21 protein-coding genes, 1 tRNA gene and 1 pseudogene are annotated in these 24,398 nt (G+C 68.3%); 7 read left to right on the top strand and 16 right to left on the bottom strand.

Going from position 1 to position 24,398, the window contains the following annotated elements; genetic code table 11:
• Positions 1 to 15: 15 nt before the first annotated feature.
• Positions 16 to 288, bottom strand: a pseudogene (locus tag HYG95_RS00570) (alpha/beta hydrolase); the annotation flags it as partial.
• Positions 289 to 666: 378 nt separating this feature from the next.
• Between HYG95_RS00570 and HYG95_RS00565 the strand changes: the two are divergent.
• On the top strand, positions 667 to 1,542 hold the full coding sequence (locus tag HYG95_RS00565; protein ID WP_181696035.1) for a nitrilase-related carbon-nitrogen hydrolase: 876 nt from the start codon (positions 667 to 669) through the stop codon (positions 1,540 to 1,542).
• 336 nt (positions 1,543 to 1,878) lie between these two features.
• Here HYG95_RS00565 and HYG95_RS00560 read toward each other — a convergent pair whose 3' ends face one another.
• From HYG95_RS00560 to HYG95_RS00545, 4 genes are all read right to left on the bottom strand, one after another.
• The gene (locus HYG95_RS00560; protein WP_067487757.1) at positions 1,879 to 2,343 is read right to left on the bottom strand and encodes a pyridoxamine 5'-phosphate oxidase family protein; all 465 of its coding nucleotides are present in this window, start codon (positions 2,341 to 2,343) and stop codon (positions 1,879 to 1,881) included.
• Positions 2,344 to 2,415: 72 nt separating this feature from the next.
• On the bottom strand, positions 2,416 to 3,033 hold the full coding sequence (locus HYG95_RS00555; protein ID WP_255494917.1) for a universal stress protein: 618 nt from the start codon (positions 3,031 to 3,033) through the stop codon (positions 2,416 to 2,418).
• Positions 3,034 to 3,226: 193 nt separating this feature from the next.
• Positions 3,227 to 3,314: transfer RNA gene (locus HYG95_RS00550), tRNA-Leu, on the bottom strand.
• Between the two features lie 198 nt (positions 3,315 to 3,512).
• Entirely contained in the window at positions 3,513 to 5,156 is a 1,644-nt protein-coding gene (locus HYG95_RS00545) for an FAD-binding protein (protein ID WP_181696033.1), read from the bottom strand.
• Positions 5,157 to 5,302: 146 nt separating this feature from the next.
• On the opposite strand from HYG95_RS00545, the gene HYG95_RS00540 reads away from it, so the two are divergent.
• Entirely contained in the window at positions 5,303 to 5,596 is a 294-nt protein-coding gene (locus HYG95_RS00540) for a hypothetical protein (RefSeq protein WP_181696032.1), read from the top strand.
• Between the two features lie 41 nt (positions 5,597 to 5,637).
• Here HYG95_RS00540 and HYG95_RS00535 read toward each other — a convergent pair whose 3' ends face one another.
• The 5 genes from HYG95_RS00535 to HYG95_RS00515 all read right to left on the bottom strand — a co-directional run bounded on the left by HYG95_RS00535 (position 5,638) and on the right by HYG95_RS00515 (position 9,200).
• Positions 5,638 to 6,228, bottom strand: a complete 591-nt coding sequence (locus HYG95_RS00535) for a hypothetical protein (RefSeq protein ID WP_181696031.1) — start codon at positions 6,226 to 6,228, stop codon at positions 5,638 to 5,640.
• 56 nt (positions 6,229 to 6,284) lie between these two features.
• Complete coding sequence (locus tag HYG95_RS00530) at positions 6,285 to 6,815, bottom strand: hypothetical protein (RefSeq protein WP_181696030.1); 531 nt, start codon at positions 6,813 to 6,815, stop codon at positions 6,285 to 6,287.
• A gap of 294 nt (positions 6,816 to 7,109) precedes the next feature.
• Positions 7,110 to 7,778 (bottom strand): hypothetical protein, encoded by a 669-nt coding sequence (locus tag HYG95_RS00525; protein ID WP_181696029.1) that lies wholly within the window; start codon positions 7,776 to 7,778, stop codon positions 7,110 to 7,112.
• Positions 7,775 to 8,431, bottom strand: a complete 657-nt coding sequence (locus tag HYG95_RS00520; RefSeq protein WP_181696028.1) for a sigma-70 family RNA polymerase sigma factor — start codon at positions 8,429 to 8,431, stop codon at positions 7,775 to 7,777. Before HYG95_RS00520 ends, HYG95_RS00525 begins: the two co-directional genes overlap by 4 nt.
• Before the next feature lie 247 nt (positions 8,432 to 8,678).
• Positions 8,679 to 9,200: a hypothetical protein gene (locus tag HYG95_RS00515; protein WP_181696027.1), complete on the bottom strand. Its 522-nt coding sequence runs from the start codon at positions 9,198 to 9,200 to the stop codon at positions 8,679 to 8,681.
• Between the two features lie 62 nt (positions 9,201 to 9,262).
• Here HYG95_RS00515 and HYG95_RS00510 point away from each other — a divergent pair, with 62 nt between their 5' ends.
• Both HYG95_RS00510 and HYG95_RS00505 read left to right on the top strand, forming a co-directional pair.
• The gene (locus HYG95_RS00510) at positions 9,263 to 12,613 is read left to right on the top strand and encodes a WD40 repeat domain-containing protein (protein ID WP_181696026.1); all 3,351 of its coding nucleotides are present in this window, start codon (positions 9,263 to 9,265) and stop codon (positions 12,611 to 12,613) included.
• A gap of 124 nt (positions 12,614 to 12,737) precedes the next feature.
• Positions 12,738 to 13,946 (top strand): hypothetical protein, encoded by a 1,209-nt coding sequence (locus HYG95_RS00505; protein WP_181696025.1) that lies wholly within the window; start codon positions 12,738 to 12,740, stop codon positions 13,944 to 13,946.
• Between the two features lie 90 nt (positions 13,947 to 14,036).
• Here the strand turns inward: HYG95_RS00505 and HYG95_RS00500 are convergent, their stop codons facing one another.
• Positions 14,037 to 14,963 (bottom strand): LysR family transcriptional regulator, encoded by a 927-nt coding sequence (locus HYG95_RS00500; RefSeq protein ID WP_255494916.1) that lies wholly within the window; start codon positions 14,961 to 14,963, stop codon positions 14,037 to 14,039.
• Between the two features lie 116 nt (positions 14,964 to 15,079).
• Between HYG95_RS00500 and HYG95_RS00495 the strand changes: the two genes are divergently transcribed.
• Both HYG95_RS00495 and HYG95_RS00490 read left to right on the top strand, forming a co-directional pair.
• Positions 15,080 to 16,453 (top strand): MFS transporter, encoded by a 1,374-nt coding sequence (locus HYG95_RS00495; RefSeq protein WP_181696023.1) that lies wholly within the window; start codon positions 15,080 to 15,082, stop codon positions 16,451 to 16,453.
• Complete coding sequence (locus HYG95_RS00490; RefSeq protein WP_181696022.1) at positions 16,450 to 17,196, top strand: 3-hydroxybutyrate dehydrogenase; 747 nt, start codon at positions 16,450 to 16,452, stop codon at positions 17,194 to 17,196. Before HYG95_RS00495 ends, HYG95_RS00490 begins: the two co-directional genes overlap by 4 nt.
• Before the next feature lie 19 nt (positions 17,197 to 17,215).
• Here the strand turns inward: HYG95_RS00490 and HYG95_RS00485 are convergent, their stop codons facing one another.
• Genes HYG95_RS00485 through cysD form a run of 5 tightly spaced genes read right to left on the bottom strand, consistent with a single transcriptional unit; the run spans position 17,216 to position 23,108 of the window.
• Positions 17,216 to 18,349, bottom strand: coding sequence for a sulfotransferase (locus tag HYG95_RS00485; RefSeq protein WP_181696021.1), 1,134 nt, complete (start codon positions 18,347 to 18,349; stop codon positions 17,216 to 17,218).
• Positions 18,350 to 18,365: 16 nt separating this feature from the next.
• Positions 18,366 to 19,136 (bottom strand): SDR family oxidoreductase, encoded by a 771-nt coding sequence (locus tag HYG95_RS00480; RefSeq protein WP_181696020.1) that lies wholly within the window; start codon positions 19,134 to 19,136, stop codon positions 18,366 to 18,368.
• Positions 19,133 to 20,347 carry a hypothetical protein gene (locus tag HYG95_RS00475; protein WP_181696019.1) on the bottom strand — a complete coding sequence of 405 codons (1,215 nt, stop codon included), beginning with the start codon at positions 20,345 to 20,347 and terminating at the stop codon, positions 19,133 to 19,135. The genes HYG95_RS00480 and HYG95_RS00475 overlap by 4 nt, the downstream gene beginning before the upstream one ends.
• Positions 20,344 to 22,203: an adenylyl-sulfate kinase gene (gene cysC / locus HYG95_RS00470; protein ID WP_181696018.1), complete on the bottom strand. Its 1,860-nt coding sequence runs from the start codon at positions 22,201 to 22,203 to the stop codon at positions 20,344 to 20,346. The genes HYG95_RS00475 and cysC overlap by 4 nt, the downstream gene beginning before the upstream one ends.
• Positions 22,203 to 23,108, bottom strand: a complete 906-nt coding sequence (cysD, locus tag HYG95_RS00465; RefSeq protein WP_181696017.1) for a sulfate adenylyltransferase subunit CysD — start codon at positions 23,106 to 23,108, stop codon at positions 22,203 to 22,205. The genes cysC and cysD overlap by 1 nt, the downstream gene beginning before the upstream one ends.
• Before the next feature lie 69 nt (positions 23,109 to 23,177).
• Between cysD and HYG95_RS00460 the strand changes: the two genes are divergently transcribed.
• Positions 23,178 to 24,101, top strand: a complete 924-nt coding sequence (locus HYG95_RS00460; protein ID WP_370465627.1) for an IclR family transcriptional regulator — start codon at positions 23,178 to 23,180, stop codon at positions 24,099 to 24,101.
• Positions 24,102 to 24,398 lie beyond the last annotated feature (297 nt).

The following is a 24,398-nucleotide window of genomic DNA, read 5'->3' as shown; positions in this document are numbered from 1 at the left end:
GCGGCCCGGGGGTCCTCAGAGGTGGTCGGCGTCGATAATCGCCTGGGCGAACGGGCGCGGGGCCTCCTGCGGGACATTGCGGCCGATCCCATCGAGGACACGGTGTTCGCATCTGCCGGTGAACTCGGCGCGGCAGCGCATGCCGTCCTTGGTGGGGCCGCGAAGCCGCTGGCCAGGGGTGATGGTGGGCACGGTGATCACCGGGCCGGTGGCGAGTTGCTGTTCGTAGGCGTCGTACTGGGGTTCGCCCGGAGCCAGGCTCAGCCGCCACCGGTAGTTCGAGACGACGCTCTCTGGTTCAGATGGAATCTTTCGCAGCTGCGGTCCGTGCGGGAGTACATGCCGATTCGTCGATCGAGTGGCGCGCGCCCGCGTCCGTTCTCGACGTTTTCGAAAGGGCCGCGATCAGGACTTGCGGAACTCGGTTGTGCGGTGGCGGCGGTGCAGCTCGCCGATCGCGGTGCCGTCGGCGGTGTTGAACGCGGCGAACAGGGTCGTGGTGCCACGACGTGCGTAGTCGTTCCAGATCCCAGCACTTGCGTGTGCTGCGCGACCGATCGGAGGCGGCGGACTCGGTGACTGTGATCTCAGCTGTCGGTGCGTGAGGACCGGCGGTGTCGCGTGTCCTTTCTCGTGAAGGTGTCACAGCTGGATCGAGGAGAGACGATGACGAGCAGGGTGCGAGTGGCGGCTGTGCAGGCCGAGCCTCGGTGGCTGGATGTGTCCGCCGGCGTCGACCAGGTCATCACGTTGGTCGAGGCCGCGTCGGAGCAGGGCGCCCGGTTGGTCGCTTTCCCCGAGACGTTCATACCCGGTTTCCCATGGTGGATGTGGTTGCGCGCGGTCGAGTGGGACGGCGACATCCTCGCCAGGTACCACGCCAATTCGATGACCGTCGACGGCCCCGAGCTGCGCGCGATCCGCTACGCCGCACGCCGCCGAGGCATCCACGTCGGCCTCGGCTTCTCCGAGCGAGCCGGGAACCGCGTGTTCATGTCCCAGGCGCTGATCGACGATCAGGGCGACATCACCGTCTCCCGCAAGATGCTGCCCACCGCCCTGGAACGCAGCGTGTTCGGCACGGCGGACGGGCCCGCGCTGCTGCGTGAGACCGCACTCGGCACGATCGGGGTGCTCGGTGGCGCCGACCATTTCCTGTCCGGCGCGTGCGGGGCAATGCAGCGGGCGGGCGAGCACATCCATCTGGCGTCCTGGCCCGGATTCACGTTCTGCCGCGGTGACACTCGGATCGACGCGGCGGACCTGAGCACCGCTGCCAGCCGCCTGTACGCGCGGGCGGCTCGCAGCTACCTGCTGGCCCCGACTGCGGTAGTCCCGGTGCGCGGATGGCAGGCAGCGGCGGAGGGCCGCGCTGACGTGCTGCACGGGGGTAGCGGTGTCGCCCGGATTCTCGGCCCCGACGGTCACGACCTCGCGATCCCGATGGATCCCGACCAGGAAGGGCTGCTCGTCGCCGACCTCGTCGTCGCCACCGCGCGCTATCGCCCCGCCTTGCCGTGCGCCGACCGCGCGCTCGCCTGACAACTCCGCGACACACCCCACGGTCCGCGCGCCTCGGTGCGACGACGAACACTAGGAAGCTGTCATGGTCGGCCTCGGATGCGACCGACGACTACCGATAACTTCCGGGTCGGACTGCAGCGCCGTCCATCCATACGGCGGGTGACACTGGCACAGGGGTAGAGATCGGTGCGCGAGACCGGCCCGATGAACCCGCGAGGGCAGTCGATCGGGGAGGTCGCTGTGCTGCTGTTGATCGACCCCGATTCGGAGTTGCCATCCGCCGAGGGGAGTTTCGCTAGTAGCCGTGGCGAGGATCGGTTGGTTGGCGTGGTCCCGGTGGTGCCGGCAAGCGTTCTACTCCATCGGAGATCGTCGCGTACCGGAAAGAGGAGTTCGCCAAGCTGCGGGATCGGCAACAGCAAATCTGCGACCGGTCACCGAGGTGGGTACGAGCCGGATGAAAAAGTTCTTGGCGCCACCCTGCCACGGGGACAGGGGGAGATCCACGGTGTCCATCAGGTCACCGATTTCACGAATCCCTTCAGCGCTCCCTTTGACCACTACGCTCCAGGCTTCGTGGGGCTCGGGCAGGTAGCCGTCGACCTCCAACGCGACGCGCGGATTCGACAACGCGGCGGACATCTTCGTACCTGGCGCGGATCTGAACACGATGGTTCCATGGTCGACCACGTAGTTGAGAGGGAAAATATCCGGGTCGTCGTCCACCGACACGGCGAGGCGGCCTATTTCCTTGGTGCGGAGCAAGGCCCAGCATTCGTTGACAGCGAGTTCTTCGACTTTCGGGTTGTCGTTTTCCATTACTCAGCCTTTCTGTCGTGAACGTCGGCCGATGGTCGTCTTCCCGCAGGAACACTTCACAGTGTGCTGGATTCAGTCCGGATGCACGACCATGACCGGGCAGTCGGCGTGCTGAACCAACCAGTTGCTGGTGGAACCCAGGAGCAAGCCGCGGAATCCGCCGCGACCTCGGCTGCCGACCACGAGTAGTTGCGCCGTCTTCGACCACTCGGCCAGCCGTTCGCGTGGCCCGGACACATCGACTTCGCGACGGACCACGACGTCGGGGTATTTTTCGGACCAACCGGCCAGCCGCTCGGCCAGTAGGGCCTGCTCGGCCGCTTCGAAGCCTTCGATCGGCATGTCGAGGTAGTCGGTGCCGCCGTACTCGCCTCTGGACAGATCGCTCCAGGCGTGGACGGCGACGAGTTCGGTTCGGCGGTGAGATGCTTCGGCGAAGGCGGCGCCGATCGCCGGCTCGCCCACAGAACTGCCGTCCACACCGACGACGACGGGGCCGGTACGGCGATTCGGGTCGGTGCCGCGCACCACCGCCACAGCGCCGCGTGCGTGAGAGGTCACCGCGAGCAGGGTCGTTCCGAGGTGCCGGATCGTGTGCGCGCGAGTGGCGGCGCCGAGCACCACGAGGTGGGCGTTCGACGATCGCTCGACCAACACACCGGCCGGACTGCCGGTGGTGCGGCCACCCATGGGTTGAGACGAAATCTGACCTGGACCGACCATTGGACGAGACCGAGACCCGCCAGCGCGTCGAATCACGCGGAGATGTTCACCTACTCACAGGGTAGCCGCTGCACGGGCCTACAAATGCCGATGCTCCAGGTGCGAGGTCTGCACCTGGAGCATCGAGAAGATATATGCAAACACATAATTGTGTTAGCACTGGTGTCCGGAGGGGGACTTGAACCCCCACGCCCTAATACGGGCACTAGCACCTCAAGCTAGCGCGTCTGCCATTCCGCCACCCGGACTTGCTGGTGTGCCAAAAGATTATCCGACTGATTGTCGTAAACCAAATCGCCTATCTGACCTGCGGTTTTGTTGGAGGTTCGGATGAGTTGGACAGTGCCGTCAGGCGCCGAATCCTAGGGCCCGTCAGGTCTCCCTGATTCGGAGGCGATCCAGGGAGACCGATCACGACGCTCAGCGCTCGGTGATACGCGAGTAGTTCAGTTCTGGGCGACGTGCTGGACGCTGTGAGTTCCCGCACGGCGACCGGCGAAGACGCAGTCCGCCAGGGACAACCCGCTGACGTAGCCGTTGGAACAGATGCCGACTGCTGCGCGGCCGGCGGCGTAGAGGCCGGGGATGGTGTCGCCGGTTTCGGTGCGGACGGCGCCGGTGTGTTCGTCGACGAGGAGGCCGCCGAGGGTGAGCATCGGCATCGGGTAGGTGAGGCGGGCGGCGAAGGAGATGTCGAGTAGGGCGTAGGGGCCGGTGTGGATCGGGCGGCGGATGTCGTCGGGTTTGCCGAGTGGGTCGGGGGCGCCCTGCTCGATGGCCTGGTTGTGGGCGTCGACGGTGGCGCGCAGGCCTGCGGGGTCGACGCCTGCCCGTGTCGCGGCTTCTTCGATGGTGCGGCCGGTGGTGCGGCCGAATCGGAGGAGCCGTTCGGTCTGCATGCGCTGGAACCACACCGACTGGCCGGCGATCTGGGTGCGTGCTTCGGCGGCGAGCTCGGCGTCGACGAGCAGCCAGGCGCGGTGTCCGGGGGCGGTGGCGATAGCGGCGCCCAGTGCCGCGCCGTAGCGTGATTCGTCGACCATGCGACTGCCTTCGGTGTTCACCGCGATCGCGCCGTAGAAGGCGCTGGGCGGGCCGATGAAACGCCATGCCGACATCGCGTCCATCTTGCCGGTGGCCGCGCCGATCTCCTCGGCCATCGTGATGCCGCTGCCGTCGTCCCCGGCCGACCCCAGCGGCAGACCCTGCGCCCACGGGTAGTGGGGACTGTGCCGGGCGACCATCGCCGCGTTGGCGATGAATCCGCCGGTGGTGAGCACGACGCCGGAGCGGGCCCGGATGCGCACCGGCACACCGTGTTTGCGCTCGATCCGTGCGATCAGCGCTTGCACGGCCCGGCGCAGGCCTTGGTGGTACACGCCGGGTTTCGACGAGATTCGTGCCAGTGCCGCGAAACGTCGTCGGACGGCGGCGGGTGCGCCGTCGAGGGTGACCGCTTCGATGCCGGTCACCCGGCCGTCCTCGACCACGAGCCGAGTCGCTGTGGTTCCGGTCCGGACCCGGACGCCGCGTGCGGCAGCCGACCGTGCCAGTGGGCGGAACACCGCCTTGCCCGAGACGCCAGGTCCGTGGGCGCGGTGTCCGCGCTGACGTGGTTTCGCGAGTTCCCGGTAACCACCGGCATTTTCGCTGCCGGAGTAGTAGAGGTAGTAGTCGTCGGTGGGGTAGGAGGTCTTGTACGGGCACACCGACGCCTCGAACGGCACGCCGTGTTCGGTGAGCCAGTCGACGAGTGCGGGGGACTCCTCGCAGAAGCGGCGCAGCGTCTGCGCGCTCACCGCGTCGCCGACCTCGGCCTGCAGGTAGGCGAACATATTGTCGGCGTCGTCATCGATCCCGGCGGCGTGCTGCACCCAGGTGCCCGCCCCGGCGTAGATGATTCCGCCGGACAGCTCTGTCGCGCCGCCGCCGAGGTACCGGTCGATGGCGAGGACATCCGCGCCGCGTTCGCGAGCGGCGAGCGCCGTCGTAACCCCCGCGCCGCCGTATCCGACAACGACGACATCGGCTTCATCGTCCCAGGTCAGCACCTGTACCACCTTTCGTGCGGCGGGTTGTCCTTGCCGCATCCGAAAACTATAACGTGTTCTAGAAATGGTCGGGCGCTGTTCCGCCGGTGAACGCGGCCGCGACCGGGCGGGGGCGCGACACTCCGTGAAACGCCTTGGCTGTCTTACGATCCCGTTGTCGCTATCCATGGCCATCGGAGGACTTCATGCCCGTGACCATTTCCGCGTCGACCCGCGCTGTGTGGAAGATCGGCGCACAGGGGCAGGCGCAGATCCTGTTCGTCGACGACTCCGCGTCGAACGCACCGGCCCGTCGCTGGCCCGACACCGCCATGCCGGGCGGTCGTCCGGGGCATCTGGCATTCGACCCGAACGACTATCCGACCCTGACGCACGTCCGCACCCTTGTGCCCGAGTACGGCGCGCTGTGGGATGCCGTGGCCGAGGACTTGGCCGCGATGAGCGCCGGTACCGAGTCTGCCGCCAGGACGCACCACTAGACCGGTGGGGTGCTCCCGGCGTGCTCCCCGGGCGCAAGCCGCTATGCCGGAGCGGTCCTGTCGGGTGCCGGCTGGGCCTCGACCTGGCGGCGCAGTTCGTGCACTGCCACTTCGAGGGCCCTGAGCAGTTCCTCAGTCGACAGGACAGTCGTCGGAGGTGTCGGTTCCGGTTCGTGGATCAGGTCGCCGCGTCGCACGGAGAGCAGGAGTCGGCATGCCGTACGTTCTTGTGCGTCGATGACCGCACGGTGGTGCCGTTCACGGTCGTCCAGTTCGAGCAGGTGACGGGCGAGCGCGGCCGTGCCGGTTTGGAGCTGGTGGTCGGCTGCGGTGATCTCGTCGTCGCGAGTGCGCGCGATCGTCACGATCTCGGCCAGCTCCGAAAGGTAGTCGAGGTAGTTACGGTGTGAATCCGGCACTGCCACCGAGACATTCGACGGATCGAGATCGACTCGCCCGGGTGGGCACGCCTGCCAGACGAAGTCGTTTCCATACCCGCGCAGGGGTCGTGAGAAGTCGAGTCCCGCGCACGAATCGCGGTGTTCCGGATCGTGGTGGAGGAGGATGCTCACCCCGTGCTCGCGTCTGGTCCTCATCAGCTCGGTGAGTGCCGTGGCGGTGTCGTCATCCATGCCACGCGGATAGTCGAGCACGACGAGCAGTCGAGCGGATGTGGCCCGCGTACGGGTCAGCCCGTGGACCAGGTCAGCGAATTGTTCCGGCGCCGCTGTGCTGCCCGCTGAAGATGCCCTCGCCCTGCTGGATCGAAGCAGTGCACATCGAGCGACCGCACGACGGCTCGCACACGATCCACGATCGCGGCGAAGAGCTCGCCGACCACCCCGGGCGCACCGCCCGAAACCACCAGGCTCCCCTGGCCGAGCAGCGGAACCACCAGCGGGACAACACTATCCGGGCCGAACGACAATTCGCCGATCCGAACCGAACAGTCCGCCACTGGTGAGCCTGCATCGGACCCACCTGCCCGCTTCTCCACCGCCGCCCGCGCGCGGGTACAACAGTCGCGCACCCGCGCGTCGGCGACCGCATGGGCTGCCGCGACCCGCCGTGTGTGCGTTGCCTCCGTCTCTCGCCGCAGGATATATGCCCGCGTAGTCGCGGATCCGGCGAGCGAATCGAGCCGTGCGCGGGCATAGGAATCCAGTGTGAAGACCGCCGCCGCAGCCATTTCCAGCCGTCGATCAGCGTCGTTCGTCATCACGTACCCCCGGATTCTTCCCCCTGCCACCGCTATCGATGCGGACTACGGCGCGATCGGTTCGTCGCAACTCCGACGATGGACCGCCCGCGACACCACGCCATGCGAAGACTGCGAATAGGCGTTTTGCCGAACTCCACCCGACAGCGAACCGATCGGGGGCCGTATCGCATCACTGATGACGAGACCAGTCGTCGGCACTGCCCCCGACGCGTCTCGTGTCGTGGGTGAGGAGATCGCTGGGGGGTCTCCTCACCCACGACCTGTCCGCCGCGCCGGGGCCGTTCCTGGCACTCAGCTCAATCCGGCGACGATCGCCGACCGAACCGGGTCGCCGACCGGCAGCCCCTTGGCGACCCGCCGCCACGCGTTGCGTCCGGCCGTCAACGAACACCGCACGGCGTCGGTGATCGCCGCCGTATGCGTGTGGCCCAGCGCCGTGCCCGGCACGATGGAGATCTCCAGGTGCTCGGCCAAAGTCAGTGCGCGGGTGACGATCTGACCGGTGAGCGACCCGTCGGCATCCGTATACAGGACGACGAGGACTTCGGTTCGTTCCTCGCCCGCATGCACCGCCACGCGGACCACATCGCCTGCCGCGGTGTCGGGACCGAACGATTGCACCGAGATCCGTGTCTGCTCGGTACCGGCGGGGGTACGGGTGAATTCGATGCCGAGCTCCTGGTCGATCTGTTTCTGGACGACCCGGCTCGATGGTGCTCCGTCCCGGGAGGAGGCAGCCAGCGGCCGCACCGTCCACCCGGGCACCCGCATCACGGCGCGTCGGGCGGCCAGGGAAGGTGGTTCCGGTGTCGCGTTGTCTGCCGCCAGGAGGCGGTCCGCGATGCGGGTGCCCGCGGCGGCTGCCTCGGCATCGGGTTCGGAGTCGTCGGCGAGCGCGAGCAGCACGTCGATGTCGACGGGCAGGTCCAGCCGTGCGGGTCGATGATCGCGCGTCGTCACGATGCCTCCTCGGAGTCCTGGTCGCGGGCGTCGAGCTGGGCGCGCAGGGCTTCGCGCAGCATCTTCGTTCCCGCCGCGCGCAGCCGTTTGACCTTCTCCTGACTGAAGTTCAGGTCCTCGGCGACCTCTTTGGTCGTCTGCACGTCGGTGTAGGTGCCGTCGGGTGCGAGTACGAAGGTCGCGCGCAGCACGGCGGCGGTCTCGGAGTGCGGGATCGCGTCGAGCGCGTCCCGCAGGACGGCGCGGTCGGCCAGCCGGTCCTCGCCGCCGACAAGTGTGTGGTCTTCGACGACGAGCGCGGTGGATTCGTAGTCGACCCGGCGTCCCGGATGACGTTTCTCCGCTGTGCGGCGCCTTCTGTTCTGCAGCACCTGCCACTGGAGTTGCTGCAGGACATGGGTCTTCCAGTGCCGGATACGTTCGGTGGGCAAGGTTGCCGTCAACGCGACCATGGTGTCCTGGGCGACGTCCTCGAAGTCCGAACGCATGTCGGGGTCGACCCGCTCGACGACATACCGCGCCTTGGCCGCCGCATAGGTCGACATGGTGACCAGATCGGCGCCGAAGATGTGTTCCACCACCGCGAGGCGCAGCGGTGCGGGGACGGCGCTCCAGGTGGCGCCGAGCCAGGTATCCAAGGAGTCAGAAGTCAACCCGTGCCCCCACTTCGTCGGCGACAGTGCCGAATGCCGCAGTGCCCGATGAGAATTCGCGTAGCGGACGGTCTGGACCGGGCAGCTCGATGCCGAACCGGCCTGGTGTCGTATCGCCCGCGCGCCGGTCGGCGGACCAGGAAACGACCGGACGACACGGGTCACAGCGGGAGCCTCCTGCTGAGGGGAAACGGGCTCCTACACAGATGCCGTTGCCCGCCCGACCGGTTCGCACGACGAATGTGAGCTAGGACGGGCAGGTGGGGGAGGACACCATCATCGAGAACGCGATCTGGCAATACCAGGCCTTCTCGATCTTCCACTTCCCGTCCTCGGCGACGAACGGCACGATCAACGGGCTGGTCGCGGTATTCATCGTCCCGGTGCCCTCGGCCAGCATGCCCGGCGCACCTAGTCTGGTTCCGGCGATGGTAACGGTGACGGTCGCGTTGTTCCGGCCCGGTGCTTCGGCGATGCGGTTGGGCAGACCCGGATCGTCGGCGATGCCCTGCACATGACCGAGCTTTTCGGAGTTCGGGACCCGTGGGTCGAGCATGCGCGCGAACAGCTGCTCGACGTCGTCGGCCGACAGCAGTGGTGGCGGCGGTGTCGATGTGGGAGTGTTGGCACCGGCCACGGGCATGGCCGAACTGTCCCCGGTGGAGCAACCGGTGCCGAGCAGGGCGGTGATCGCCGCACCGGACAGCGCAGCACCGACAAGGAGTGTTCTCGACAAGATGGTTCCCCCGGGAAGGTCGTTGATGCGCATCGCTGTCGAGCTTATCCGGCCGTGGTGAACGCGACCCGCCCCGCTGCGGTCGAGGGCCGACGATGACCGGACAGTCGGAGTTCCAGCGCGACGACGCGCTGTTGTCCGAGCTCACCGGAGCGCCGCAGCGGTGGTTGGCACTGTGCAGGGAAGCGGTCGCCGAGGGCCCCGAGGCGGCTTTGGCGCTGCTCGACCTGCGCCGCGAAACCGGTGTGCTGGCACGGCATTCGCTGGCGCGGTGGAAACACCTCGAGGCAGGCGACGACCCGCTGGAAGAGGAATCGGAGAACCCCGATCTCGAGGGTGATCGGGTCACCGCCGATGTGTCGGCGGCCCACGCGGTCGCCGCCCTCGCCCAGGCCCTGACCGGCGCGCGCGACATCGCCGAGGCGTGTGCGGTCTTCCTGCGGCACACCGAACGGGCCGGATTGCATTCGGCCGGTACCCAATTGCTCCCCGCCGGCCCGATCACCGGTGGCGACGACCCGCTGGCCGAGGTGGTGCTGCACCTGCTCGGCCAGGGTGGCAGGCCCTCACGCGGCTACGGCATCGTCACCGCGCTGGAACTGGCCGGTCGGCGCCCACCGACGGTGCGGACCACACGGGTCAGTGTGCTGTTCGTCGACATCGGGGGAGCCGGACGAGTCGGCGTGCTGCGATTGGAGCAGGTGCGCGAAGGGCCGAGCGGGTTGCACCCGGATCCGGCCGCCATGTCGTTCCTGCAGGCGGATCGCGAGTTCGCCGACAGTCTCACGCGGGCGTGGGAGGTGAGCCGACCGGCCGCGACCGGCGCCTGCGTGCTGTGGTCGGTGACCGGGGCGGGCCGCGCGCCCGAGAACGACATCAACGGTGCGTCGATGGCCGCGGCGATGGCTGTCGCGCTCGACGACCTGGCCCCACGCCACCAGCTGGTCCGGTGGCTGCGGGTGCGCCGGCTCGACTCGGCCTGCGCGGTGACGGCGGGCCTGTCGGAAACGGAACTGACCCCGGTCGGCGGATATGCGGGCAAACTCGCTGCCGCGCAGCGCGCTTCGCTTCGGGTGGTGGTTGCCGCCGCCGGGTACGAAGAGGCGCGGCGGCAGGCGCCGGAGAACTTCCTCGACCGCATCGCGGCGGCCGCGACGGTCACCGAAGCTGTGGCGCGCACGCGCAGCAGACCGAATATGGCGCTGTGGCTGGTCTCTGTCGCCGGTGTGCTGGCCGTCCTGCTCGCGGTGCTCTCGGTGACCGGTCTGGCCCGGGTCCGGGCCGATAATGCCGCTGCCAGAGCCGAATCGAATTCCCGGCTGTTCGCGGGCGTGGCCCGGGGTGGTGCCGAGTTCGACCCCGCGCTGTCGCAACTCGTCGCCCTCGCGGCGGTGCGTACGAGCGCCACGACAGATGCCCGATCGGCCCTGCTGGAGTTCTCGGCTCTCGGCACGCCGATCCGGATCCTGCCCGGGGTAACCGGTGACGGAGCCTCGGCCGGTATCGACCCGCCACGGCTGGCGACCAGCGTCGGTGGCGACATGATCGCGATCGGCAACGGCGACGGCACCGTGCAGCTCGTCCGGGTCGATGATTCCGGGGTGACTCGAATGCCGGCGTTCGCGGCGGTGGCCGGTCCGGTGCGGGCACTGGCCATCAGCGCGGACCAGCGTTGGCTTGCGGTGGCTGGTGAACGCTCGGCGGTCTTGTGGAGCATTGCGGAGAACCCCCGGCGGACAACCGAATTCGCGTTGGCGGATCATCTGCCCTGGTCACTGGCCTTCGGTCCCGGCAACGATCTGCTGGCGATCGGCACCCACGGTGGAACGGTGCTGTCCTGGCGATTCGGTGCCGATCCCGCGCACCCTGTGCCGCAACCCGCGCTGACTGTTCCCGGTAACCACGCGTTCGTCGCGGCCGACGACCGGGTCCTCGTCGCGGCCGGTTCCCGGATCGTCAACACAACGTGGACCACGACCGTACGGGGCTGGGACGCAACAGCTCTGGATCCGGTCCGTCCCGCTTTCGAGATGTCGGCCGACCGATCGCACGGCGCCGAGATCAGGTCGGTCGATGTCGACGGTGACGTGCTCTCGGTGGGGCTCAACCCCGGCGAGATCGCCAGGTGGCGTCTGGGCGCCGACATCGCCCGGCCCGAACCGCTGCGCGCGATGTCGCGAGGCGCCAACGAGTACTTCGACGTGGCGCCGACCGGGGACGGCCGCACGGCCGTGGTGGTCGGCGGCGATTCCCGTGCTCGTCTCCTCGATCTCGACACCGGTGCGGTGCTCGCCCGATTCCCCGGAGGATCCGTGGCGCGGGTTGAGGTGTTCCGCGGCGGGCGCGCACTGGTGACCTCCGGATTCGACCGCGCCGTCCACGTTTTCGACCTCGCGGGCCAGGCCGCCGAACTCGGACCGCGGACGCTGTTCAGGCTTCCCCAAGACGTATCCGCGCCGGCTCCCGGTGTGTTGCCCGACGCGTTGCTGCCGCGCTTGCGCGCACTGTCGAGAACCCCCGCGGCCACGGGACGAGACTCCGTGGACGGCGACCCCTCGGGCCTTTTCGACACCGTGGTGCTCAGCCCTGATGGGACACGAGTGGCCACCCTCAACGAACGCGCCATCCAGGTCTGGGACATCACCGAGCCCACCCCGAAGCCGTTGGGACGGCCGATCGACAACGGCCTGGTCGACACGCGAGGTGTCGTCTTCGGCCCGGACGGCACCCTGGCCGTGGGGCGGGGTCTGACGTCATCGGTGGAACAGTGGGACCTGACCCGGCCCGGCGGTCCCGAGCTCCGGTCCACACTGCGATTCGGGCACGGCTATCCGACCGCACTCACCGTGAGTCCCGACGGATCGAGGCTGGCCGTCGGCAGTCACCGCACCGGGCATGTCACGGTCTACGACCTGAGCGGCGGGCCCGACGCCCGACCCGTGGCGGAACTGTCCGGCCTGCCAACGGCTGGTCAGGATATGTCGCTGGCCGTCACAACAGACAACATCCTCGCCGTCGGCACCCGCGCCGGAGCCTTCGTCTATCGCCTCGGCGAACCAGGCGGCCCCCGGCCCCTGCCGATTCCCGTCGCCGCACGTGGCTCCGTGGGTTCGGTCGCCTTCGACCACACCGGTACCCGCCTCGCCGTCGACGATCTCGCCCGGGACCGCATCGAAATCTGGGACTACACCGACCCCGCCGCGCCCACCGTCTACGCCGCCCTGCACCACGGCGAAAGGCACTGGCAGAAAACAATGCTCGCGTTCGCGGCCGGTGGAACCGTCCTCGTCGAATCCGCCACCGACGGCACCCTGCGTCGTTGGCGCACCGACGCCACCACCGAAGCGGCCCGCATCTGCGCCACCGGCACCGCACCCATCACCCCACAGGAGTGGTCGAACACCCTCCCCGGCCGTACTTTCGTAAACCCCTGTCCCACAGGGTGACAACGGGTTGGCACTGTATGTCAGGGCCTTGGCACCGACGGACTGTGGACAGGTCCTGTTGCGGCGCGACACTGAGTTCTCCCGCTCGCGGGATTCTCCGCCCGGCTCGGTAAGGAGCGCACCCATGCTCGGACTTTCGACAGATGCCGTCGGTCCCCCAGGCCCGTCGCACGTCACGCACGGATCCACCGGCGCGGCGGACGACCTGAGCTACCTTCCCGACCATGTCGTGCTCGACATGCTGGTCGGAGCGCGACAGCACTGGTTGCGATGTTGTCGAGCCGCCGTCCTCGCGGGTGGTACGACAGCTCGGGAGCTGCTGGCACCCCGGCGGGAAACCGAGGTGCTGGCGCGTGCATCGCTGGCACGCTGGAAAAGCCTCGACGAGGACGAGTTGCTTGCCGAGGAAGCGGAGTCGCCCGGCGACCACAGCAGGCGCGACACCGCCGAACTCTCGGCCGCGCGGGCCCTGGGTGCGCTGGCATGCGCACTGGCCGGTGTGACCGATACCGGTAGCGCCGTCCAGCGTCTTCTCACGCATGCCGATCGCGCGACCTTGTGCTCGACACCTTCCTCCACCACTGCTGACGTCCCGATCGGCGCCGGGCAGAACGAGCTCGCGTCCGTGCTCGGACATCTCGCCGAACACCGTGACCATCCCGCGCACGGATTCGCGACGCTCGCCGCCCTCGAACTGGCAGGCCGCAGGCCGGTCACCCTGCACACCAGTGCGATACGCGTCCTGTTCGTCGACGCCTACGGTCAGGGACACGTCGCCGTCCTGGAATTGGCGCAGGTCGACGGTGGTCCGAGCGGTTTGCATCCGGACCCGGCCCGCATGAGCTTCCTGCAGGCCGACGCGGAATTCTGCGACGCGCTGGTCGACGCCTGGCAGGTCAGCAGGATCGCGGGCACCGAGGCGAGCGTGTTGTGGTCGCTCACGCTCGAAGGTGGCGCCCCGGTCAACGACATCAGCGGCGCGTCCTCGGGTGCGGCGTTCGCCGTCGCCCTCGACTATCTGATGTCACGAGGGCGTGTGGTGCGCCGCCGGATCGACCCGTCCTGCGCGATCACCGCCGGGTTGGCGGGTGACCAATTGACCGCGGTCGGCGGCTATCGCGGCAAACTGCTTGCCGCGCAGAGGCGTTCGCTGCGCGTGATCGTCGCCGCCGACGGCTTCGACGAGGCGCTCGACGCGGCACCACCGGATTTCACCGGCCGCCTCACAGCAGCCCACACCATCGACGATGCCATCCGGAACTCACGGACCCACCTCGGCTACCTCCTCTGGACAGCCGTCGCAGCATTCTTGATCGCCTGCCTCTTCGTCTGACGGAACTGTGGGCGGATTCCGGAAAGTGTTGTGGCCGCGAACCTGCGCTACATCATCCAGAAACTGGGCCGCCGGTCGGTAGCGGGACCATCACGCTTCGGGGATGCCGAGGAGGGTGGCGCGGCATTCGCGGACGGTGGTGCGCAGGGCGTCGACGACGGCGGCGACTTCGGGGCGGCGCAGGGTCTCGGGTCGGGTGACCAGCCAATAGGTGAGCTGGACCCGGACTTCGTCGGCCAGGACCCGGACGAGGTCGGGGTGGCGGTCGGCCATGAAGCAGGGGAGCAGGCCGATGCCGGCGGCCGCGCGGGTGGCTTCCACATGGACGAAAACGTTGGTGGAGGAGACGGATTGGCGCATGGTCGGCGCGAAGCTGGTGGCCACGTCGAGGTCGTCGACCTGCAGGATCGACTCGATGAAATAGACCAGCGGATAGCCGGCGAGGTCGTCGATGGTCGTGGGGGCGCCGTGGGCGTCGAGGTAGTCCTGGGCGGCGTAGAGGCCGAGACAGTAGTCGCCGAGTTCGATGGCCTCGGCCCGGTGTACCTGGGGTCTGCCGACGACCACCTCGAGATCGAGGCCGGTTCGCTGGGTGGATGCGCGGCGGGTGGCGGCGACGATCTCCACCGCGATGCCGGGGTGGCGGCGCTGCACCCGCGCCGCCGAGGGCGCGGCCAGATAGGCGCTGAACCCGTCGGTCGCCGAGAGCCGCACCACCCCTTCGAGAGTGCGTTCCCCGCCCGGGGAACCGAGTGAGCGCACCGCGGCTTCGACCGTCTCGGCAGCTACGAGAGCCTCGCGACCGAGGTCGGTGAGCTCCCAACCACCTGCCACTTTCGTGAGTACCCGCCCGCCCACCGCCGCCTCGAGTGCGGCGATGCGCCGGGAAATGGTGGTGTGGTTGATCCCGAGTTCGGCTGCGGCCGTGACGAACCGCCCCGACCGGCCGACGGCGAGCAGTACGAGCAAATCATCGGCACTAGGCCTGCGCCCGGACGACGCGACGGAACGGCTCATATCTGCATATTCGCAGATAGCCGCTGCGAAACTGGGCATTGCGACCGAAAGACTTCTGCACGAATACTCCTCGCATGGAATGTGAGTCAGCTCACAGCGCGTGAAGGAGTAGTGCGATGAGCGTCAGCAGCGCGACCCGGCCCACCGGTGACACACCGGAGGAGACACCGTCCGGGCTACGGCGGGTGGTGACCGCCTCGATGGCGGGCACCGTCGTCGAGTGGTATGAATTCTTCCTCTACGGCACCGCCGCCACCCTGGTGTTCAGCAAGGTGTTCTTCGCGAAGGGGACCAGCGACCTGGACGCGATCCTCGCCGCGTTCGTCACCTACGCGGTCGGTTTCGCGGCGCGCCCGCTCGGCGGCATCGTCTTCGGCTATTTCGGTGACCGCTACGGGCGCAAGAAGCTGCTGCAGACGAGTCTCGTGCTCGTCGGCGCGGCGACGTTCCTGATGGGCTGTCTGCCCACGTTCGCCCAAATCGGTTACTGGGCACCGGCGCTGCTCGTGACACTGCGCTTCGTTCAGGGCTTCGCGGTCGGTGGTGAATGGGGTGGTGCGGTGCTGCTGGTCGCCGAGCACAGCCCCAGCCGCAGCCGCGCCTTCTGGTCGAGCTGGCCGCAGGCGGGAGTGCCCGCGGGCAACCTGCTCGCCACCATCGTGCTGCTGGTGCTCACCTCGACGCTGTCGGACGCGGCGTTCCTGAGCTGGGGCTGGCGGGTCGCGTTCTGGTTGTCGGCGGTGGTGGTGCTCGTCGGCTACTACGTTCGGACGAAGGTGACCGACGCGCCGATCTTCCTGGCAGCCCAGCAGGCGCTCGAGCACACCAAGGCCACCTCGTTCAGCCCGTTCGAGGTGTTGCGCCGTTACCCGCGTGGGGTTTTCACCGCCATGGGGCTGCGCTTCGGCGAGAACATCATGTACTACCTGGTGGTCACTTTCTCGATCACCTACCTCAAGGTGCAGGTACACGCCGATACGACCACGATCCTGTGGTGGTTGCTCATCGCCCACGCCGTGCACATCGCGGTGATCCCGCTCGCCGGATACCTCGGTGACCGGGTCGGGCGTCGGCCGGTGTACCTGGCCGGTGCCGTCGCAGGCGGAACCTGGGGGTTCTTCGCGTTCCCGATGATGGACAGCGGGCACAGCGTAGTGATTCTGTCCGCCATCATCGTCGGTCTCGTCTTCCACGGGTTCATGTACGCCGGCCAGCCCGCCATGATGGCCGAGATGTTCCCCACCCGGATGCGGTATTCCGGTGTGTCATTGGGATATCAGGTGACCTCGATCGTGGCCGGTTCGCTGGCGCCGATCATCGCGGTGCGCCTGCTCGACTCCTATGGTTCGTCGGTGCCGATCGCGGTCTACCTCGCGGTGGCGGCGACGGTCACGGTGATCGCGGTGCTGTGTGCGCGGGAGACGCGCGGGATCGACCTCGAGACCGTTGATCTGGCGGACACCAACGCGCCGAAACGGCTTGCGGCATGAGTGACCTCACCGGCCGCACCGCGCTGGTCACCGGTGCCGCGAGCGGGATCGGCGCCGCCTGCGCGCGGGTCCTCGCCGCCCGCGGCGCCGAGGTCACCGTCGCCGATCTCGACGGTGACGGCGCGAAAGCCGTCGCCCACGAGATCGGCGGCCACGCCTGGTGTGTCGACCTGCGCGAGGTCGACGCGCTCGCCGAACTGCGCCTGGACACCGACATCCTCGTCAACAACGCCGGTATCCAAACCGTCAGCCCGATCGAGGAGTTCGAGCCCGAACGGTTCCGGACCATGCAAACGCTGATGGTGGAGGCACCGTTCCTGCTGATCCGCGCGGCACTGCCGCACATGTACCGCAACGGATTCGGCCGCATCGTCAACATCTCCTCGGTCCACGGGCTGCGCGCCTCCCGGTTCAAGGTCGCCTACGTCACGGCCAAGCACGGGCTGGAGGGCCTGTCGAAGGTGACGGCGCTCGAGGCCGGCCCGCACGGCGTCACCTGCAACTGCGTGAACCCCGGATATGTGCGAACACCGTTGGTGGACAAACAGATCGCCGATCAGGCCCTCGTCCACGGCATCCCCGAACAACAGGTGGTCGAACAGGTGCTGCTCACCGAGAGCGCGATCAAACGCCTGATCGAGCCCGAGGAGGTGGCCCAGCTGGTGGCGTGGCTGTCCTCGGCCGCGGCGGGCATGGTGACCGGGTCGTCGTATGTGATGGACGGCGGGTGGAGCGCCCGCTAGACCCGCCGCCCCCCCACGATCAGCCGGAAAAGCGCTCGGCGACCATGTCCTCGGTGAGCCCGTAGTCGGCGAGCGAGTAGCGGTGGGTGGGTTTGCGTGCACCCGTGCGGCTTTCGGCGTCCAGGGCGAGGACGGCCGCGCGGGCCTGCGGGGTGAGGTCGGTGCCGATGGACCGGTAAATCGTCTCGACGGTGCCGACCGGGTCGGAGCGAAGTTCGGCGAAGTCGATATCGATGAAGTGGGCCTCGGGGTGGCGGGCGCGCGCGGCGGTGAACTCGCGCAACCCGCGCGACCACAGGTCGAGCTGGGTGCGGCCGATCACCTCCGGGGTGAAGACGGTCGACCAACCACGGGTGGCGTGCTCGTTGAGGCTGCAGACCGAGGGGATCACGGTCGCGGGGTCGCGATGGGTCTGGATGACGACGGCGTCGGGGTAGACGGCGAGCAGGGCGTCCAGACAGAACAGGTGACTGGGATTCTTGAGCACCCAGCGGCGGGAGTCGTTCATCCCGATGAGCTGCAGGTTGCGCCGGTGCCGGGCGTAGGCGGGCGTCCAGTCCTGGGTGGTGAGCCATTGCGAATAGCTCGGCAGGTACGCCAGACACTCGTAGGAGTGCGACATCACGGACTGGCGGAGCAATTGCCAGCATTCCTCGACATCGGCGGCGCTCATGTAGTGCAGGCCCATGAATTCCGGGTTCTGTACCTGATGCTGGCGCAGCCCGGCGTCGATCTGCTGATAGGCGGGATTGTCCGCCCAGCTCTCCCGCGGCGGCCGGGGCTGCGGGAAGTCCGTCAGCCACATCTCCAGTCCCTGGTTGGCGGGGTCGGCCGCGAGCAGGCGGTGCAGTGCGGTGGTGCCGGTGCGTGGCAGCCCGGTGACGAAAATCGGCCGGGTGACCGGTGTTTCGGCAAAGTCGGGGTTCGCGGCCCACGCGGCCTCGCTCAGGGCGCGAGCGATCAAGGTGCCGCGCAGGAAGAACCGCGACATCTTGGACCCGAGTTCGGTGAGACCGGCCTCGTCGCGATAGGAATCGAGCAGCACGCCGAGGGCTTCGGTGTAGTCGTCGGGGCCGAAATCGGTGAGGCCGGTGAGTTTGGTTGCCGAGGCGTGCAGGTCGGCTACGGTGCCGACATCGGTGCGCACAGTCATCGAGGGAAACTCCTGATCAGTTGTGGTATTCGCCGCAGTTGACGTCGAGGGTCTGGCCGGTGATCGCGTTCGCCCAGTCCGAGGCGAGGAACACCACGGCACGGGCGATCTCGGCCGGCTCGGGCAGCCGCTTCAGATCGGATCGGGCAGCCGTCTGTTCGTAGACCTGCTCGACGGTGATGCCGTACTTCTCGGCGATCTGGCCGAAGTACCACTTCAACTGGTCGCTCCAGATGTAGCCGGGCAGCACACTGTTCACCCGGATGCCCTTGCCACCCAGCTCGGTGGCGAGGGTCTGCGACATCGCCAGCAGCGCGGCTTTGGTGAGCTTGTAGCTGCCGTAGCGGGGTTCGCTGTGGCGTACCACCGCCGAATTGATCATCACCACGGCGCCGTTGGACTCCGACAGGGCGGGCGTGAACGCCTGCGTCATCCGCAGACCGCCCAGCACGGTGAGATCGAGGCTGTCGCGGATCTGGTCGTAATCGGTGCGTTCGAGCGGCTTCATCGATGGCACCGAGAACGCGTTGTTCACCAGCGCGTCGACGCGGCCGAACTTCTCGACCGTGCGCGACACGAGGTCGCGCACCGCGGCGTCGTCGGTGATGTCGGTGGGGACGCAGAGTGTTTCGCCGTCGATCTCGGCGGCCACCTCCTGCAGCCGCGATTCGGTGCGAGCCGCGAGGACCACCTTCGCACCCGCTGCCGCGGCTTCCGTGCAGATCGACCGGCCGAGCCCCGGCCCCACACCGGAGACGACGACAACTTTCCCGTCCAGCAGGCTCATCCCAGCATCCTCTCGGCGAAAGCCCGCTGCCGGGCGGCGATCCGGTCACGCCACGCGGCGGCGTCGATCCGGTTGTGGTCGTGGTACGGCAGGTGCGCGGGGACATCGGCGACGTCGACGAGTTCCACACGCGGGCCGTCGGCTTCGGTCATGGGCCGGTCGGTGCGCTGCCACCGGAACTGCAGGATGCCTCGCGTGCGGCCGGTGGTCTCGATCCAGTTCGTGATGCCGGGATCGCGGTTGCTCACCACCATGCGGATCATGCCGTCCGGATCCACCTGTGCCTGGGCATGATTGAGGCTCGTCTGATGGTTCACGTAGTCCAGTGAGATGTACCAGAGGCTGCCCAGCTGGAACCCCTGGTAGGGCGCGTCGGACTTCGGCACGGTGATCACCAGGGCCTGATCGTCGGCGAGGTCGAAATGTCCCACCGAGGAGTACTGGGTGCTGAGACCGCCCGGGGTGAGCCGTGGTGCGGTGAGGGTGTTCACCGGCAGGTCGAGATAGAACCACTTGGGGAAGTTGAACCAGGTGTGCACCCGGGTGAGCAGCATGTTCCCGGCCGCCCGATAGCGCTTGCGCAACCGGGCCAGATCAGGTTCGTCCGGTGCGGTGCCGACGGTGTCGACCCGTTCGATGCGGATCGAGCCCTTGCGTTCGGTCCAGTCGCTGTAGACCTCGCGCACCGCGAGCATCGAGGCGCCCTCGCCGAGCGGGAAATAGTCCTCGCCCGCACCGGCTTTCGCCGGACCGAACCGGATCGAGAAGCTGCCGTCCGGGGCGATCGGGATCCGCCGGTCGTCGAAGGCATCGGCCCCGCCGGGCACGTCGGTGGCCGTGTAGTCACCCTTGAGTACCTGAAAACTCAGGTCGACGGTGCTGCCACGCACCCCGCTCACCACATACTCGGCGGTCGGCTCGATATTCGCGTGGTAGTAGAGGGTGTCCGGGTTGTCCAGGCCCATCTTGGCGTACGGGCCGGTGGAAGACACGAAGTAGGGGTGCGAGGTGCCGTGGGCACCCGAGAGGCGAAGGCAGGCGGCGATACTGGCGGCGAGGTAGTCGTAGCCTTCGGCGCGGTCGGTGTCGCTGCGCACGAATTCCGCACCGGCGATGAGTGTTTCGGCCTGGGCGACGGCGGCGAGAAACGGGGCGGTGAGCGAATCGGGCGGTGCGCCCGTGTCGGCAGTGGTGGTACTCGGTTGGTTCAACGGATTGTGACCCCTAGCTCTCGGAGGATATGGGCGGCGCTCTCGGCGGGGGAGCCGAGGTCGGGGGTGATGACCAGGTCGGGTTGTGCGGGCCGCTCGTAGGGGGAGCCGATGCCGGTGAAACCGGGCAGTTCACCCGCACGGGCCTTGGCGTAGAGGCCCTTCGGGTCGCGGCGTTCGCATTCGGCCAGCGGGGTGTCGACGAACACCTCGTGGAAGGGGAGATCCCGGTCGGAGTGCACGGTGCGGGCGTGGTCGCGTTGCGCGGCGAACGGGCTGATGACCGACACGACGGCGACGTTTCCGGCGTCGGCGAACAGGGCGGCGACCTCGGCGACTCGGCGCACGTTCTCGTCCCGGTCGGCGGGGGAGAAGCCGAGTCCTGCGTTGAGGCCGTGGCGCAGATTGTCGCCGTCGAGCAGGTAGGCGGGGCGACCGGCCTCGACGAGCAGGCGCTCGAGTTCCACGGCGACGGTCGACTTCCCCGAACCCGACAGGCCGGTCAGCCAGATCGTCGCCCCGAGGTGTGTGCGCTCGGCACGCGTCACCGCCGAGCGATGCCACGTCACCGGACCGGTGCGTGTGCTCGACACCTCGACCGTTTCGCGACCGGTGACCATCCCCGCCGCGACCGTCTCGTCGGTGCGCGGGTCGATGAGGATGAAGCTGCCGGTGCGCCGGTTCTCCCGGTAGGGATCCGACAGCAGCGGGCGACGGGCGCGCAGCCGGACCCTGGCGATGTCGTTGAGCGACAACGCCTCCACCTCCGAGACCCGATGCAGGGTGTTCACGTCGAGCCGGTAGTCGATGGCGACGACCTCGGCCTGCGCGGTCTGTGCGGCCGTGCGGACGAGCAGGCTGTCGCCGGCGCGCAGTCGGGTCGTTTCGGAGAACCAGCACAGCATGGCGTCGAGTTCGGTGCTCTGGTGTGGGGAGTTGCCCGGGCGAGCCAGCAGGTCGCCCCGGCCGATATCGATGTCGTCGTCGAGGGTCAGCGAGATCGCCATCCCCGTGAACGCCTCCTCGACTTTCGTGCCGCCCGGACCCCAGATCTCCCGCACATGCGAGGCGTGACCGGCGGGCAGAACCACCACCTCGTCGCCCGGTTTGAAGATGCCGCCCGCCACGGTGCCTGCGTAACTGCGCTGCGCCGACCCCTGTTCGGCGCGGATCACGTACTGGATCGGGAGCCGTGCGTCGATGAGGTTGCGGTCCGAGGCGATGTGCACGTCCTCGAGGTGGCGCAGCAGCGGCGGACCCGGGTACCAGGCCAGCTGCGGTGAGCTGTCGACCACGTTGTCGCCGTGCAGGGCCGAGACGGGCACGAAACTGAGGTCCCCGACGGTCAATTTCGCGGCGAACGCGGAGAATTCCTCCCTGATCTCGGTGAAACGTTCCTCCGACCAGTCGACCAGGTCCATCTTGTTCACGCACACCACCAGGTGCGGGACGCCGAGCAGGGTGGCGAGGAAGGCATGACGGCGGGTTTGCTCGCTGACGCCGGTGCGGGCGTCGACCAGGATCAGGGCGAGATCGGCGGTGGACGCGCCGGTCACCATATTGCGGGTGTACTGCACATGACCGGGTGTGTCGGCGATGACGAACTTGCGGCGCGGGGTGGTCACATAGCGGTAGGCGACATCGATGGTGATGCCCTGCTCGCGTTCGGCTCGCAAACCGTCGGTGAGCAGCGCGAGATCGGTGGTGGCACTGCCCCTTTCGGTGCTGAGGCGCTCGATGTTGGCGAGCTGGTCGTCGAAGAGGGATTTCGAGTCGTAGAGCAGGCGACCGATGAGGGTGGACTTCCCGTCGTCCACGCTGCCGGCGGTGGCCAGGCGTAACAGATTGCGGCGCATCAGAAATAGCCCTCTCGCTTGCGGTCTTCCATCCCGGTCTCGGAGATCCGGTCGTCGGCGCGGGTGGCGCCGCGCTCGGTGAGCCGGGTGGCCGCGATCTCGGCGATCACCTGTGCCGGGGTGGCGGCGGTGCTCTCGACGCATCCGGTACACGTGGCATCGCCGACGGTGCGGAAACGCACAGTGGCCTCGAAGGCGCGCTCGCCGGGTGCCTCGGTGACGAAACGGGTCGCGGACAGCAGCATTCCGTCGCGCTCGATCACCCGCCTGCGGTGCGCGTAGTACAGCGACGGCAGTTCGACGGCTGCCTGGTCGATGTATTCCCACACGTCGAGCTCGGTCCAGTTCGACAGCGGGAACACCCGGATGTGCTCGCCCGGCTGATGCCTGCCGTTGTAGAGGTTCCAGACCTCGGGACGCTGGGCGCGCGGCTCCCATTCGCCGAAACGATTGCGGAAGCTGAACACCCGTTCCTTGGCGCGTGCCTTCTCCTCGTCGCGGCGTGCGCCTCCGAACACGGCGTCGAAACGGTGCTCACCGATAGCGCGCAGCAGGGTGGTGGTCTGCAAAGGGTTGCGGGTGCCGCCGGGGCGTTCGACCACGCGGCCCGCGTCGATGTCGTCCTGGACCTTCGCGACGAGGAGGCGGGCGCCGGTGCGGTCGGCGGTGCGGTCGCGGAAGGCGAGCACCTCGTCGAAATTGTGGCCGGTGTCCACGTGCAGCAGCGGGAACGGCAGTGGCGCGGGCCAGAACGCGCGCCGCGCCAGATGCAGCAGCACCGCTGAATCCTTCCCGCCGGAGAACAGCAGCACCGGTCGTTCGAAGGTGGCCGCCACCTCGCGCAGGATGTGCACCGCTTCGGCCTCCAGGGCCGCCAGGTGGGTCAACTCGTATCCCGTCTGCACTGTCCACCTTCCCGGCGGGCTCACGCCCGGGGTTGCGCTGTCGAATAATCGACGCTATCGTTCGGTATTGTGACACCGACGATAAGCCGGGCCGAGAGCGCCGGTCAAGAGGTGACGTCGGATCCGGCGTCGGCCGAGCCGGATTCGAGCGTCGTCTCGGCCCCGACCCAGCGGGTGGTGAAGGTGCTCGAGCTGCTCTCGCGCCACGCCACCGAGCGGCTCACGCTGGCCCGCATCGTGCGCGAAGCCGGGATCTCCCGCGCCACCGCCCACGCCGTGCTCACCCAGCTCACCGCCGACGGGTGGACCGTGCGCGACGGCGACGGCTGCTACGGCATCGGTCTGCGGCTGCTCACCGTCGCCCGTCGCGCCGAAGCCGCGTTCCCGCTGCGCCGCACCGCCGCCCCTGTCCTGCGCGCGCTGGCGGACCAGGTGTCGGCACCTGTTTTCCTCGCCGAACGCGACGGGGCGAACATCGTGGTCACCGAACTCGTCGGCGACCCGTCGGCGACCTGGATCCGGCCCGGTCGGCGGCTGCCGCTCGCCCCACCCGTCTGCCGCGAATTCGTCGCCTGGGCACCGGAATCCGAACAACGCGCCTGGCTCACCGGCGCCGACCCCACACACCGTGAGCGCCTCGCACACGTCCTCACCGAGATCCGCGCCCGCGGCTATTCCGTCGAGCGACTGGTCGACGATTCGACGCCGATGCTGGAAGCCCTTGCGGCCCTGCGTGACACGCCGATCACCGCCGCTCTGCGCGCCCAACTCGGCTCTGTCATCACCGAACTCATCACCATCGACTACCTGCCCGGCGAACTCGGCCCCGACAACGCCGTCCTCACCGTCGCCGCCCCCATCCGCGACACCACCGGCGCCGTCATTGCCTCGGTAGTAACCTGCCCCGACTCCCGCCTCACCGCCGCCCAGGTCACCGGTCTCGGAGCCGCCACCGCCGCCGCGGCCGACCAGATCACGTCGTCCACGCGCTAGTCGCCCGATCGGCCCACCCTGCCTCCCCGCGCATTGGGACGGGCATGCGCCTCGACCAAGATCCCGCGCTCTCAGGACGGGACGTCGGCAGATTTCGCGCCATAGGAGCGTGGTGATCGGCCGTCCATGAATGGGATGGCAGGTGCCTGCAGCGGCACGCGCGGCTCTCGTTTACGGGGTTGCGCCGTTACGCTGAGCGGGACGCCTGCTCGAGGGAGATCGGCGAGGCGGGTGTGAGGAAGGACTGGGACGTGGCAGACAACGTCGATCGCTGGTGGGAGTCGGCTGGGGCGCCGG

The organism is Nocardia sp. GTS18, from assembly GCF_013839555.1.
Classification (GTDB): domain Bacteria; phylum Actinomycetota; class Actinomycetes; order Mycobacteriales; family Mycobacteriaceae; genus Nocardia; species Nocardia rosealba.
This window is presented reverse-complemented; position numbering and strand designations above follow the sequence as displayed.

What these genes read in the sequence shown, in the direction of transcription:
- HYG95_RS00565 (WP_181696035.1), top strand. Translation starts at nt 667, where the DNA reads ATGACGAGCAGGGTGCGAGTGGCGGCTGTGCAGGCCGAGCCTCGGTGG.
- HYG95_RS00560 (WP_067487757.1), bottom strand. Translation starts at nt 2,343, where the DNA reads ATGGAAAACGACAACCCGAAAGTCGAAGAACTCGCTGTCAACGAATGC.
- HYG95_RS00555 (WP_255494917.1), bottom strand. Translation starts at nt 3,033, where the DNA reads ATGGGTGGCCGCACCACCGGCAGTCCGGCCGGTGTGTTGGTCGAGCGA.
- HYG95_RS00545 (WP_181696033.1), bottom strand. Translation starts at nt 5,156, where the DNA reads ATGCGGCAAGGACAACCCGCCGCACGAAAGGTGGTACAGGTGCTGACC.
- HYG95_RS00540 (WP_181696032.1), top strand. Translation starts at nt 5,303, where the DNA reads ATGCCCGTGACCATTTCCGCGTCGACCCGCGCTGTGTGGAAGATCGGC.
- HYG95_RS00535 (WP_181696031.1), bottom strand. Translation starts at nt 6,228, where the DNA reads ATGGATGACGACACCGCCACGGCACTCACCGAGCTGATGAGGACCAGA.
- HYG95_RS00530 (WP_181696030.1), bottom strand. Translation starts at nt 6,815, where the DNA reads ATGACGAACGACGCTGATCGACGGCTGGAAATGGCTGCGGCGGCGGTC.
- HYG95_RS00515 (WP_181696027.1), bottom strand. Translation starts at nt 9,200, where the DNA reads ATGCGCATCAACGACCTTCCCGGGGGAACCATCTTGTCGAGAACACTC.
- HYG95_RS00510 (WP_181696026.1), top strand. Translation starts at nt 9,263, where the DNA reads ATGACCGGACAGTCGGAGTTCCAGCGCGACGACGCGCTGTTGTCCGAG.
- HYG95_RS00505 (WP_181696025.1), top strand. Translation starts at nt 12,738, where the DNA reads ATGCTCGGACTTTCGACAGATGCCGTCGGTCCCCCAGGCCCGTCGCAC.
- HYG95_RS00500 (WP_255494916.1), bottom strand. Translation starts at nt 14,963, where the DNA reads ATGAGCCGTTCCGTCGCGTCGTCCGGGCGCAGGCCTAGTGCCGATGAT.
- HYG95_RS00495 (WP_181696023.1), top strand. Translation starts at nt 15,080, where the DNA reads ATGAGCGTCAGCAGCGCGACCCGGCCCACCGGTGACACACCGGAGGAG.
- HYG95_RS00490 (WP_181696022.1), top strand. Translation starts at nt 16,450, where the DNA reads ATGAGTGACCTCACCGGCCGCACCGCGCTGGTCACCGGTGCCGCGAGC.
- HYG95_RS00485 (WP_181696021.1), bottom strand. Translation starts at nt 18,349, where the DNA reads ATGACTGTGCGCACCGATGTCGGCACCGTAGCCGACCTGCACGCCTCG.
- HYG95_RS00480 (WP_181696020.1), bottom strand. Translation starts at nt 19,136, where the DNA reads ATGAGCCTGCTGGACGGGAAAGTTGTCGTCGTCTCCGGTGTGGGGCCG.
- cysC (WP_181696018.1), bottom strand. Translation starts at nt 22,203, where the DNA reads ATGCGCCGCAATCTGTTACGCCTGGCCACCGCCGGCAGCGTGGACGAC.